General features: G+C 35.1%; 10 protein-coding genes, 1 rRNA gene and 2 riboswitches. Of the genes, 1 reads left to right on the top strand and 10 read right to left on the bottom strand.

Annotation, left to right across the window (positions count from 1 at the left end; genetic code table 11):
* The 6 genes from I7822_RS26690 to I7822_RS26665 all read right to left on the bottom strand — a co-directional run.
* Window positions 1-73: ribosomal RNA gene (locus I7822_RS26690) — 16S ribosomal RNA — on the bottom strand; the annotation flags it as partial.
* A gap of 469 nt (window positions 74-542) precedes the next feature.
* The gene (locus I7822_RS26685; RefSeq protein WP_207982092.1) at window positions 543-1,865 is read right to left on the bottom strand and encodes an NCS2 family permease; all 1,323 of its coding nucleotides are present in this window, start codon (window positions 1,863-1,865) and stop codon (window positions 543-545) included.
* A 168-nt stretch (window positions 1,866-2,033) separates the two neighbouring features.
* A riboswitch (purine riboswitch) is annotated at window positions 2,034-2,135 on the bottom strand.
* Between the two features lie 82 nt (window positions 2,136-2,217).
* Window positions 2,218-3,738: a glutamine-hydrolyzing GMP synthase gene (gene guaA / locus I7822_RS26680; RefSeq protein ID WP_243459699.1), complete on the bottom strand. Its 1,521-nt coding sequence runs from the start codon at window positions 3,736-3,738 to the stop codon at window positions 2,218-2,220.
* Between the two features lie 386 nt (window positions 3,739-4,124).
* Window positions 4,125-4,226: riboswitch (purine riboswitch) on the bottom strand.
* A gap of 26 nt (window positions 4,227-4,252) precedes the next feature.
* Window positions 4,253-6,466 carry a DUF4129 domain-containing transglutaminase family protein gene (locus tag I7822_RS26675; RefSeq protein ID WP_207982090.1) on the bottom strand — a complete coding sequence of 738 codons (2,214 nt, stop codon included), beginning with the start codon at window positions 6,464-6,466 and terminating at the stop codon, window positions 4,253-4,255.
* Entirely contained in the window at window positions 6,463-7,683 is a 1,221-nt protein-coding gene (locus I7822_RS26670; RefSeq protein ID WP_207982089.1) for a DUF58 domain-containing protein, read from the bottom strand. Before I7822_RS26670 ends, I7822_RS26675 begins: the two co-directional genes overlap by 4 nt.
* On the bottom strand, window positions 7,683-8,645 hold the full coding sequence (locus tag I7822_RS26665; RefSeq protein WP_207982088.1) for an AAA family ATPase: 963 nt from the start codon (window positions 8,643-8,645) through the stop codon (window positions 7,683-7,685). The genes I7822_RS26670 and I7822_RS26665 overlap by 1 nt, the downstream gene beginning before the upstream one ends.
* Window positions 8,646-9,170: 525 nt before the next feature.
* Between I7822_RS26665 and I7822_RS26660 the strand changes: the two genes are divergently transcribed.
* Entirely contained in the window at window positions 9,171-10,340 is a 1,170-nt protein-coding gene (locus I7822_RS26660; protein ID WP_207982087.1) for a DUF4317 domain-containing protein, read from the top strand.
* A 182-nt stretch (window positions 10,341-10,522) separates the two neighbouring features.
* On the opposite strand, the gene I7822_RS26655 is transcribed toward I7822_RS26660, so the two are convergent.
* The 4 genes from I7822_RS26655 to I7822_RS26640 all read right to left on the bottom strand — a co-directional run bounded on the left by I7822_RS26655 (window position 10,523) and on the right by I7822_RS26640 (window position 12,469).
* Window positions 10,523-10,681, bottom strand: coding sequence for a Fur-regulated basic protein FbpA (locus tag I7822_RS26655; protein ID WP_207982086.1), 159 nt, complete (start codon window positions 10,679-10,681; stop codon window positions 10,523-10,525).
* A 25-nt stretch (window positions 10,682-10,706) separates the two neighbouring features.
* Window positions 10,707-11,120: a hypothetical protein gene (locus I7822_RS26650; RefSeq protein WP_207982085.1), complete on the bottom strand. Its 414-nt coding sequence runs from the start codon at window positions 11,118-11,120 to the stop codon at window positions 10,707-10,709.
* A gap of 86 nt (window positions 11,121-11,206) precedes the next feature.
* The gene (locus I7822_RS26645) at window positions 11,207-11,995 is read right to left on the bottom strand and encodes a hypothetical protein (protein ID WP_207982084.1); all 789 of its coding nucleotides are present in this window, start codon (window positions 11,993-11,995) and stop codon (window positions 11,207-11,209) included.
* Between the two features lie 15 nt (window positions 11,996-12,010).
* The gene (locus tag I7822_RS26640) at window positions 12,011-12,469 is read right to left on the bottom strand and encodes a flavodoxin (protein ID WP_207982083.1); all 459 of its coding nucleotides are present in this window, start codon (window positions 12,467-12,469) and stop codon (window positions 12,011-12,013) included.
* Between the last annotated feature and the right edge of the window lie 243 nt (window positions 12,470-12,712).

Below are 12,712 nucleotides of genomic sequence, written 5' to 3'. Positions count from 1 at the left end.
TGATTCGCTCGACTTGCATGTATTAGGCACGCCGCCAGCGTTCGTCCTGAGCCAGGATCAAACTCTCCAATAAAGTGTTTGATATAGCTCATAAGTTTGTACTATATAGTACGTTGTTTTGTTAATTAAAAATTAACGTTGGCACGCTTGGTTTTGTTTAGTTTTCAAAGATCATCGTTAGTCGTTTCTCTCAGAAGCGACTTTACTAATATAACACATCTCAAAATGCAATGTCAACATATTTTGAAATGTTTTTTCGGTGTCAATCTCTGAGTTATTATTACCTCTCGGATGACCTTTATTACTATAACAGTTAAAAAATGTAGAGTCAACAATTAATTCATAAAGTTTAATCTCAAAAAAGATGGCTCTGTTAAACTTGGTTGTTGATTTCGCAGGCGGCCCGCGAACCTCCCACAGGAGGCTCAGGCCTTACGCTCCAATCAACAAAGTACCAAAATCAACAGCGTGCTTTAACAGAGCCATAAAGATAAAAGAGGAAGATAGTGTGATCTCACTATCTTCCTCTTTATTATTACTATCTATAATATGAAGATAAAATACAAAATAAATACAACAAACAATCCGTACATTATTGGATGTATTTCTTTAGCCCTGCCTTTTAGAACCATTGTAATAGGATAGAAGATGAATCCAATCGCAATACCAGTTGCAATACTATATGCTAATGGCATTGTAATAATAATTAAAAATGCTGGAACTGCAATTTCAAAACGTTCCCAATCAATTTTCCCTAATGATGAAACCATTAATATACCTACAATAATTAAAGCTGGTGCAGTTACCGCAGGTGTAATGACTCCTAATAATGGAGAAAAGAATAATGCTAGCAAGAAGAGCACCGCTGTTACTACTGAAGCAAATCCAGAACGAGCACCTGCCGCAACTCCTGCAGAGGATTCAATATAAGAAGTGGTAGTTGATGTCCCTAAAATGGAACCTACAACTGTTGCTGCTGAATCAGCAAACAATGCTTTCCCTGCTCTTGGTAATTTGTTTTCCTTCATTAAACCAGCTTGATTTGCTACCGCTACTAAAGTACCTGCAGTGTCAAAGAAATCAACAAATAAGAAAGTTAAGATAACAACTAGCATTTGTATTGTGAAAATTTGATCCAAGTTCATAAATGCTTGCCCGAATGTTGGCGCTAAGCTTGGGATCGAACCGACAATCTTTTCAGGTACGTCAATTTGATTAAAGAACATTCCTATAATTGCCGTAATCAGCATTCCGTAGAAAATTCCACCTTTAACGCCACGAACCATTAGTATGATTGTAAGAACCACTCCAAATATAGCTAGAAGTGTTTGCGGGTTTGATAAGTCTCCTAATCCAACAAGTGTTGCATCATTGTTTACAATTATGCCTGCATTTTGAAACCCGATAAATGTAATGAAAAGTCCAATTCCTGCTCCTACAGCAAATTTTAGTTCTGCAGGAATTGAGTTAATGATTTTTTCGCGTAAGCCCGACAGAGTAAGTAGAGTAAAAATTAAACCTGATACCAACACACCAGACAAAGCAGTTTGCCAAGGTACGCCCATCGTTAATACAACTGTGAAAGAGAAAAATGCGTTTAATCCCATACCTGGTGCAAGTGCAATTGGATATTTTGCTAAGAGGCCCATTAAAAGAGACCCAATTGCTGCAGCAATCGCAGTAGCTGTAAAGATCGCACCTGGATCCATTCTCATTTCTGCTGGTAAATCAGGGATCGAGCTCATTGACAATGTAGTTGGATTTACGAACAAAATATATGCCATTGATAAGAAAGTCGTTAATCCACCAATAACCTCACGGCGATAAGTAGTTCCTAATTCATCAAATTGAAAATACTTCTTCATTAAGATTGTCCTCCTAAAATTTAATTCAAATGTTAGCGCAAGGGATATGGGTTTATTTTATATACACTAATGAGTTCTATTCATTTTAAATAATTGTTTCAAACAAAAAACGCCCACCATAGAAACGTGAGCGCTTGACGAACAAAATAGTAACAAACAGTACTTTCTACCTATTTGTTAGTACTTCGTAGTCAAGCCATTTAAGGTAGCTTGGTAGAAACTTTTGGGCCATATCCCCAATATTATACGACGTATTTCGACTTATTTAATCCTTTTTCATTCTATCAGCCTAAAGTCCCTGCGTCAATAAAAAACGAACATTATTCAAAATAATGTTCGTTTTGTTCGTATTTTACTCCCACTCAATTGTTGCAGGTGGCTTACTAGTAATATCGTACACAACACGGTTAATATGTTTTACTTCATTAACGATTCTTGTTGAAATAACCTCTAATACATCCCATGGAATTCGTGCCCAGTCAGATGTCATACCATCAATAGACGTAACTGCACGGATACCGATTGTATAATCATAAGTTCTCGCATCTCCCATTACCCCAACACTACGAATGTCAGGCAAAACTGTGAAGTACTGCCAAATATCACGATCTAGACCAGCCTTTCTAATTTCCTCACGTAAGATATAGTCAGAATCACGAACAATCTCAAGTTTTTCATCCGAAATTTCACCAAGAACTCGAATACCAAGTCCAGGCCCAGGGAATGGTTGTCTCCAGACAATCTCATCTGGAATTCCTAGCTCTGTCCCTAATGCACGAACCTCATCTTTAAATAACGTGCTTAATGGCTCAATTAATTCAAATTCCATATCTTCTGGAAGACCACCAACATTATGATGAGATTTAATTGTTTGAGCTGTTGCTGTACCACTCTCGATGATATCCGTGTAAAGTGTACCTTGGGCTAAGAAATCAATACCTTCTAATTTAGCTGATTCATCATCAAAAACGTAAATAAATTCATTTCCGATAATTTTACGTTTTTGTTCAGGATCTGAAACACCCTTTAATTTGTTTAAGAAGCGATCTTTTGCATCAACTTTTATTACATTCATATTAAAGCCTTCAGTGAATGTCTTCATTACACTCTCAGCTTCATTTTTCCGCAATAGTCCATGATCAACAAAGATACATGTTAATTGGTCACCAATAGCTTTATGGATTAATACCGCTACAACTGAAGAATCAACACCACCACTTAACGCACATAATACCTTTTTATTACCTACTTTTGCCTTCAATTTATCAGTTTCCATCTCAATGAAGTTCTCCATTGACCAGTTACCTGCACACTCACAAATAGAAAATACAAAGTTTTTCAAAAGGTCATTTCCAAATTCAGAGTGGCGTACTTCTGGATGGAATTGAACGCCATAAAACTTACGCTCTTCATTACTTATTGCTGCATATGGACATGATGTACTTATAGCATCTACACGAAACCCTTGAGGGATTTCTTTTACAAGATCACCATGACTCATCCAAACAACTTGTTGCTCAGGTAAGTCAGAGAAAAGGGAAGGCTTTCCGTGAATATCAATTGTCGCTTTACCATATTCACGGTGATCAGCTGCTTCAACTTTTCCACCAAGAGTATGTGTCATAAGCTGCATTCCGTAACAAATACCTAAAACAGGAATCCCTAAATCAAAGATTGCTTCATCACAACTAAAAGCATTTTCACCATATACGCTATTAGGTCCACCTGAAAGAATGATCCCTTTTGGATTCATTTTTTTAATCTCTTCAGCTGTAAGTGTGTGTGGATGCAACTCACTATAAACCCCAAATTCGCGAATTCTTCTAGTAATTAATTGATTATACTGACTACCGAAGTCTAAAACTACTACCATTTCATGAATGTTTGCCAATATCGTCACCTCATCCGTATTATCACTACAATATTACTTATTATACAAAACTCATTTAACATATTCACGTCACCATTAAAATAAGGAAAAAGCTGAGTTTTAATACACGTCCCCTCCTATATGGTGGCGCAAAAGGAGAAAGCTCTATTCTAGTCTATAGAATCTTAACTATCTAAATCAGAAATAGTCTGGTTATGCTAATTAATTAGCGGAGTTCCATCCCCATTTCTTTCATACTAAAAAATTTAGCTATCATACAAAGCATCATAACCCAAAAAATACTTACAAGTATATACCTAAGCCTAAATAGCAAAAAAACTAGACTCCTGTCCTTCAAATAAAAAGAAGGCAGAATTCTAGTCACACGCATGAACTTATTCTGCCTTCATAGTCAGGTTATTTTCGGTTACCCGGTAGAGACTCTCGAACCATATTTTCGAGGATATATGAAGGAATTATATAATTTTATCTATTCTATCAATCTCTTATACAATGGTCAAGATGATGTCCTTTTAATTAAATTTTCCCACAATTCAATTGACTTTTTCCATTCCTCTTTTGCATTATCTCGACGATACAAGGCCCTCTCATAGTTTCTCGTCAATGCTGTCATATGCACAATATTAAAATAACGATCAATATAATGAGCATATTCTCGTAAGGTTTGGCTTTCCTTTCTTTCTATTCCGTAACGATCAAATTGCTTTAAAAGTGACTCATATGCTTGGAAAAACACTTCATCATCCGTACGTTTTTTGTATTTATTAATAATAAACTTAGGCAGCCATTTCATTCTAGTTTTATAAATTGTAAAACCAAGTAAAAGAATAAACAAAAGCATGCCATATAAACTAACACTACCTAATTGAAAGTTAAAAAAGCTTAATCCTTTATTGTCTGTAGGTGCAGTTGGTTCTTGCTCTTCCTTCTCAGGTTTTTCTGGTGTTTGTTTTTGCTCTTGTTCCTCTTTTTCAGTACTGGAATCTTCCTTCTCTATCTGATCTTGCTCTACTTCAGTATTCTTATAGTCAAAAGTAAGATCATAAGGATTTACAAAACCTTTAGTTGGTTCAAAAGGAACCCAGCCAACACCATCAAAATAGATTTCAACCCATGAATGGGCATTATTATTTGTAACCTGATATTCCTTTTCAGTGCTAGTTACGTTATTAATGAAATCCCCTTCTGTATAACCTTTAACCCATCTAGCAGGGATATCAATTGAACGTAATAAAACAATCATTGATGTTGAAAAGTTATCACAATACCCCTTTAATGTTTCAAATAAAAATTGATCAACATAATCTTGATCTTCCTTAGGGATTGCGACTTCTTCCTTATCATATGTGAATTCAACTGACCCTAAGTAATTCTCAATTGCTTTTGCTTGATCGAATTGATTATCTGTATTTGCAGTTATCTGAACTGCAAGATCCCTCACACGGCTAGGGAGTGAATCAGGTAATTGTGTGTATCGATCAATAAACCCCTCGGGAACATTAGAAAACTTTTGCTCCTTCCTCATTTCATTAAGTGGGTATGAAGGGAGTTCATACCCAACCTCATAGGTCATAAACTCTGCCCGTGAACCCTCACCTTCCTGGAACGGAGTTATTAATTCGGTATTCCGATTAAAATAAAAACTCATATTATTATCCGTTTGAATAGACGTTAAGCCAAGGGGATACATCACATGGAGATGGCGATAACTTTCATTAATGGTTATTGTCGATTCCAGACTTTTCGTCTCTACTCTATCATCAGTCCAATTTAATTCCTCAAAACTTTTTAGTTCCTCTAAGCTTGCTTCTGGGTCAGATACCTCCCACCCTTTCCCCGTATAAACGTCTTTCGTTTCAATCCGCCAATAATGTCGGTCTGTTGATACATGTGTAAAAACCTCTGTATCGTCCCCGATAAAACCACCACCAAGCTTCTCATCATTTTGACTGTAACCAATTTTCTTCAAACCACCTTCATCTTCACCCTCGCGCCCTATAGCTGTAATATATGGAACAGGATCTGGCCATTGCGGTGAAGCCTTCGGTGCTAAAAAAGCTAGAAACATCGACAGGAAAATGAAGGCGAATAGTGGTAATATCCAACGGAAGGATGCCATTCCCTTAACTTTTAAGTTTTCTATCTTTTTTAAACGATCAAAATAAAGCAAACCAAGCATAAAAAACCCAATTAATACAGTACGTACAATTGCGAATGTAGCATCATATGGTGTAAAAGTATCTAAAACAGTTATATACAGAAGCGTTAACACAAAGAAAACCATTATACGTTTTTGAAATAGAATCCAATAATGAATCAAGTAAACTAGTAACCATAATAAAATAAAAAACAAGAATGATCTAAATGAAGGAGTCATAGTTATCCAGTTAGCACCTGGAATTAAGCTGATATTAAACACAATATCCTGAACTAGCTCTCTTACCCAAAGGAAACTAAAAAACATACCTTCGAAATAGAGACCATGTAGCATAAATAAAATGATAATTATCTTTACTGGAAAGGTAACATACCAGCGAGATTTAAAGAAAATAAGCAAAAAACTAATTCCGATAAAGAAAACAAATATAAACGTATTTGCAGTATCTGTAAATTCCTGAAGTGGTCTTAGCCACTCCCATAACAGCATAAACGCAAATAAATAATAAACGAAGGCTGTTGCTTTCCCATCATGAGAAATTTGAGTTGTCACGAGCTTTTCACCTCTTTAAACCCTTTATCAGCAGCTAGACTACTAACAACTTTCACATCAATATGATGCTTTTTCAAGCGCTCGATTAAAACAGTCTCTTCTTTTGAGATTTCTTCATGACCGTTTTTAATCACGATCATTATATACTTTTGCTGCTGTCTCACAAGATATTCGAGTTTACGTACAGAATCTACTGATAAATGGCTAGAAACAACGATATTTGTAACTTGCTTCATTTCTGTTTTCAATAGATCGTTTTGTACAATAGTTGATAAAGGTTCGATACTATCACAATCAACTTTTGCAAGATGATACAAAAGTTCCCTACTATGCTGCTCATCAGAATGTAATTGAAAAATACTTTTACTTTTCCCAATTGAAACAAGGCCAACACGAGCACCACTTCTAATAATTGCTCGTATTAAAGAAGCTGTATACGTAATCATCGATTCAAACATAGCCGACTTTGTACGATCCAAAATGATGACAACATCATGACTTTGCATCTGTTCAAATTCCTTAGTCATGATTGAGTCTCTTCTCGCAGTAGCTTTCCAATCAATCCAAGCAAACTTATCCCCAGGCTGATACTCTCTTACACCAACTGCCATCGTAGAGTCCTGCCAATATTTCGCTAAACTAGAGGCAGATCCTTGTTCAAATTGCCTTTGATTTGGATGATAGACTAAACTTACTATTGTGGGGTAAACGAGAAAATAATTCTCCACTGAAAAGAACATCTCTTTTTCAATCAATCCAAAGAGATCTCCTGTTCTAATACGAATCGTGGAAAAATGGTGCTCTCCCCGAGGCATTTGATTTAGAGCGTAACTAAAAGAAATCCTTCTTTTAAACCACGGGAAAAAGATTTTTTTTGGTCCTTCCACCATTTCACTAGCCTGGAGCTTTTCAGAAAGTTCATCCTCAACTAACAAATAAAATAACGGAAATGGTAACTTTCTTTTTATCGTAATCGTACCGATCAGTGTTTGACCAACAGTAAATTGCTCTTGATTAACGGTTCGGGTAACCTGGAATGAACGAACAGGATACAGCATTAACAATAGTGAATAAATCGCAAAGGGTAAAAAACTATAGAAGAGAAACCAGCTAACAAATCCACCTTGAAACATCGCATAGCTAAATGCTGCTAACGTGAGAAATATGAGGGAAACAAGCTTCCAACCTGTACTGAATTTCTTGAAGTAGTTTAACATTAACGACTTAACGACCTTTGAACCGGCACAGTTGTCCTAATGATAATATCACTTACGATTTCTTCAGCAGTTTTCCCCTCAAATTTTGCTTCAGACCTTAAAATAATCCGATGTGGCAACACATACTGTGCTAAAAATTGAATATCATCTGGGATGATATAATCTCTTCCAGTAATAAAAGCATATGCTTGCGCTGCCTTCATTAGTGCAATTGAAGCACGAGGACTTGCTCCTAAATAAATTGATGGATGCTTTCTTGTTTTCCCAGTAATATCTATAATATAATGCTTAATCGTTTCATCTACGAACACATGCTGAATTTCGTTTTGAAGTTCAACTAATTCCTCTTTTGTAATAACACTATCAATTTTATGAATTGGTCTTTCCTTTTCCGCTAGTGTCAGTACCTCAAATTCTTCGGACTTGGATGGGTAACCCATTCTTAGCTTAAACAAAAATCGATCAAGCTGTGCCTCAGGTAGTGGATACGTACCCTCGTAATCTACTGGGTTTTGTGTTGCCATAACAAAGAAAGGCTTAGCAAGGACTCTTGTTATACCATCTACCGTGATACTCCCCTCTTCCATCCCTTCAAGTAATGCAGATTGCGTTTTTGGCGACGTACGATTGATTTCATCCGCTAGAATCACATTACCAAAAATAGGCCCCTCTCGAAACTCAAATCTTAATTCCTTAGGATTATAGATCGACACACCTGTTACATCTGATGGGAGTAAATCTGGAGTAAACTGAATTCGTTTAAATTCTACCCCTACCGATTTTGCAAGTGCACGAACCATCATCGTTTTCCCAACACCAGGCACATCTTCAAGTAAAACATGACCATTTGCAAGTAACGCCACAAGACTTAATACACTAACATCTCTCTTTCCAATCATAACGTTTTCAATATTTTCAATAACTCGTCTGAGTTTTGGATGCATTTCTTCAATATGAGACATGATTTTCCTCCTAGGATGAGTATCTACCTTACTTCCTATTATAGTATTCTGAGAAACTTATCAAAACCCTTTTGCAATTTACAATACTTTCTAATTTTATTATAAGGTAATACTTCTTCTGAGGTTCTTTGCCCCATCCCCTCTGAATGGTAGCGAAACTACACTTAACGCCAAAGCCTGTTCTCCTGTTTAGGATGTCCAGTCCTTTGCTGGATTAGAAGTTAACATCTTTTACGAGAATTTACCGTTTTTCCCTAGTTGGCGTTAGCAAAAGTTAGCATTTTGTTGGTACACTTAGGAGTAGAGTCAGTTTGATCAAAAAGTACATATTTTTTATAAGTTATCAATGTTTACACCCCTGCAACACATTTCCTTCACATATAAATTCACCTAAGTATATAAAATAATTTATGTTAAAATAAATGATACTTCAAACTCAAAAGGTGGAGGTAAATCAAGTGAGCTAATGATTTACTCTCCACCTTCTAATTTACATATCAGTATAGCTTAGGAGTGTATTTAATCATGAACAAAAAAGACATAGCACAGATTAGAAAACAATTCAAAATAAATAATGATTTACTCAAGATCTCCGACATTTTTAATGTATATATTATGAAGGAATCAAGTGACATTTATCATCACCAAAGTCAACCTTTTGAAATGCTTGACCAAGATCAACAAGAGTTATTTTTGAATAACTTTAAAAAATTACTTGCCGGCCAATTGGATGAAAAGCTCTTTGAATTAAAGTTTCAACGTGATGCTGAAAATAACAGTCAGCTAATTTTGCATCAAGGATTACTCAGCGATGTGGAAGGCTGGAAAGAGCAAATGCTAAAAATCGTAGGAAAAATGCTTGTAAATCAACAATACGAGATGGATATTGTCATTACATTCATTCGTGGCGAATATTTAAAGCCAACGAAACGACGAAATGAAGAGGCTGAGATAAGCGAACGAGATACCGTTTACTCCCATCCCTTTATTCTGTGCAGTCTAAATAATACACAAGAACCAAAAAAAGAATTGCTTTTTGACTATGTTGAGAGAGAGTTCAAGTACAGTTTTGTTGTTGACCCAATTATCAACCTCAATGCTCCAATAGCCGGTTTTCTATTTCCTTGTTTTACCGATAATGTAGCAGATGTCAACCACATTCTGTATTCATCTGGAAAGGTGCATGAGCCCGATCATCAATTCATCGAGGAAGTTTTAAATGGCGAAGAAACGATGACTGCAAAAGATGATAAAATCGTTTTTGAGGAAATTATTAAAGAAGCAACAGGGGATCAATTAAATACATCTACTCTTTCTAATGTGTATGAAGAGATTAACCGTATGATTGAAGAAAATGAAGAGGAAGATCAACCAAAATTAGACTCCAAGGACATTGAACGTGTTTTAAAGATAAGCGGCCTTGAAGATATAAGTGAGGAAAAGGTAGAAACAGCCTTCCAAAAAGTAATTGATGATGACAAATATGAGATAAAAGCAAGTAGCGTCGTCCCGAAGTATACTTCAAAATCAATTAAAATCAACACGAAAATAGCTAACATTTCTATTAGTCCACAAGATTTAAGGTACGTCAAACAAGTTCATTTAAGTGGTAAACGCTACCTAATGATTGAAGTGGAAGAAGATACTGTCATCGAAGGCTTCACGATGATTCCAGAAGCTTTTGGCGGGAACTAATAAATAAGAAGTGTTGTTTACCAAATACTAACAAAAGAATAACCACGGTTCTGAAGCTATTTCGCTTGGTTAAAGGAAGAAGCTTTAGAACCTGCCCTATTAATAAAAGTGAACGCAAACCTTATTTCGGAATTGCGCCCTTTTCTTTAATAACTAATAAACTCGTCTAGACTTCGTTATGATTAATGATCTGTCGCTGTTTTATATTCTTTTTCTAATTCATGTAATGTTAACTCATATAACTGACGATCATCTGATGCTTTATAAAATTCCCATTCTAACAACTGCTGAATCATTTGTTCTTTTTGGTTCATGATCGCTTTGTTTGAAGTTTTTTTCATTTTTATTCACATCCCTATGACTCAATTAAATTAGCTGGTTTTCCTCTATATAATTTATATAGTTGTCCAACTTCATCTTAAGGCCATTTAATCCTTTTAAAAACTTTGTATGATATTTAAATGATATTTCGTCCCCTTCATCAAGGGAAAGATTAATCCGAAAATTTAAATAATTAAGCTTTAACTCTATGTCTAATCTAGATAAAATATATTCCTTCTTAAAAAATTGATCTAATGCGTCTAGTGACATATAGAAGCTATAATAATTATTAATGATTACCCAGCAATACCATCCGTGATCGATAACATATTTACGTTCTTTTGAAACTTCAAAGATATCTCCATTTTTTATAATTATTTCACCTGAATGGTCTCCATCAGGGCAAAAACATTCTATATGATGTTCAAAAGTTTTTATTGCAATAAAATGTTGGTTCATTCTTTTTTCTCCTTTACTTAGTTTTAAGCACAATATGATAACTGTTACCTATACTCCCCCTTTAGAGCTAATGCTTTTTCAACTAATTAGTGCAAAAAATTTAGAGTTGAGTTTTTGATCTCTTTGGAGATTTTATAATCGTCCTTACATTGTTGGGTAAATGGACAACTCATACATTCTCTCATTGAAGCTGTTCTTTTATAATCACGAGGTTGTTGGAGAAGACTTTTCATATAGTTCAGATAAAATATTCCTTGAGAAGCATCTTCCTCTGATGGTGAATAGGTATAAATTTCCCCAGTAAAAAGCTGAATGATTTCAATTTTTTCTGGAAGTTTTCCAAATGCTTTATCTGAAAAAACAACGATCAAATAATTGTATAATTTGATCAACTCATCATCTGCTTCGACAAGGAATTTTTTTATTGTAAATGAATGGGTAGACCATTCTACTAATTCGAAGGTCACTGACAGATGTGTTTCCAATTCTCTAGTATACGTCTTAAGTTTTTCATATAAGAATAAAGGTGGATGTTGGTTTTTCCTGGATGTTAAAAATTGAAGCAAATGATCCGTTATTTTTGCCAACGTCATATAATAATGTGATCTCGCCTCAAATAACTGTGGACTTATGTAGCTTGAATATGGATCAAATAGTTTCAAAATACTTAATTTGTTTTGTTCTTGAAATGGAAGTTGGTAATATTTTTGAACCACCTGATTAATGATATATTGTACAATCTCTCTCCATTTAATTTCGCCATCATTTAACGAAAGGACATGGTGATAATAAAATTTATATGGGCACCGTATAAACGATTCCAAATGATAATCAGTAATGGTTTTAATTGAAACTGGATGATTCCAAGTTTCCATTCGTATTCCTTCCTTTCACATACTTGGAGTCTTTAAAAAAGTAACGAATTTCTTTCCAAAGGTACGGCATTCTTCTATTTCTTTTACACCGGGAGTTAATTCGATTTTTAGCTCCTTAGAAAATACCTCTGCTCCTCGTTCTTTCAGTTTTTTTATTAATATGTCAACTGCTGCTCCAAATTCAGGGTATGCTGAATCACAAGAACCGAATACTGCCGCCTTCTTACCTATCAATTGAATACTGTCCATCTCGTCATAAAAGTCTAAAAAATCATCAGGTAATTCACCATCTCCCCATGTATAAGCACCTAACAATATTCCATCAACACTTTCTAAATCAATGACATCTGGACCGTCAAATACATCTATTACTTCTATTTGCTCTCCCATTTCTTTTACACCTTTAGCAATAGCCTGTGCCATCATTTCTGTATTACCGCTCATACTAGCAAAAATAAGAGTGATTTTTGCCATTTAGACCCCTCCAACAAATGATAATAATTCTCAATTAAAGGCACAAAAAATGAATCCACTATCATCGACTTCACAACAGGGACATTGAATCTGTACATTTTCATATTCCACATTTAAATCCTTTTCTTGTATATAACCACACCACTCACAAATGATCATTTTATATCTGAACCTTCCCTAATTATTATAAATATCGCTGTTTATATTCGATCTTCTTTAGTGAGAGTATTTCATCTGAATTTT

It is taken from the genome of Metabacillus bambusae, from assembly GCF_017497975.1.
GTDB classification, from domain to species: domain Bacteria; phylum Bacillota; class Bacilli; order Bacillales; family Bacillaceae; genus Metabacillus; species Metabacillus bambusae.
The sequence above is the reverse complement of the archived record's forward strand: the minus strand, read 5'-3'. Positions and strand labels throughout refer to the sequence as shown.